General features: G+C 71.2%; 1 protein-coding gene. It reads right to left on the bottom strand.

Translation table 11 applies throughout. The features are described 5' to 3' along the window. Window positions 1–545: phage baseplate assembly protein V (locus ACLB1G_RS27970; RefSeq protein ID WP_491630546.1), on the bottom strand; the 545-nt coding region annotated here is incomplete at both ends.

Raw genomic sequence — 545 nt, 5'->3', positions numbered from 1 at the left:
ATCACCGGCTTGTCCGGATCGCCGCCCATGAAGGCCACCAGCACCTCGGTGCCCACGCGCGGCAGGCCCAGGAAGCCGCATTGGCCATCGCTGCCGGGGCCATTCCCGGCCCAGCTGGTCGCTACCCGCACCCAGGCCGAATCCTCGGCGCTGTCGGCCGCGCCGCGGCCGTTGCTGTGGTCTTCCGGGCGCGTGCCCGGGAAGCGGATTTTGACCCGGCCCAGGTCATCGCAATACACCTCCTCGCCCTGGGGCCCGACCACGATGGCGCTTTGCATCTGCACCGGCGGCAGGTCGGTGAGCGCGTCGTAGGCGGCCACGATGGGAATGCCACGCCGTACCGCCGTGAACTGCACCTGGGTGCGCAGCGGGCCCTTGGCCACGCGCTCGGCCAGCGCAGCCTCCGGTTCGCTCCAGCGGCTGCGCAGGAACAACCGTTCGACGCGCTCGGCCAGCGCCGTGAGCAGGTTGTTGCGCGCGGCGATGCGCATGGCCGTCACCACGAATTCGCGCTCCTGCGGCGGATGGCGGTCGATCTCGGGATG

The organism is Duganella kummerowiae (genome assembly GCF_053572355.1).
The sequence above is the reverse complement of the archived record's forward strand: the minus strand, read 5'-3'. Positions and strand labels throughout refer to the sequence as shown.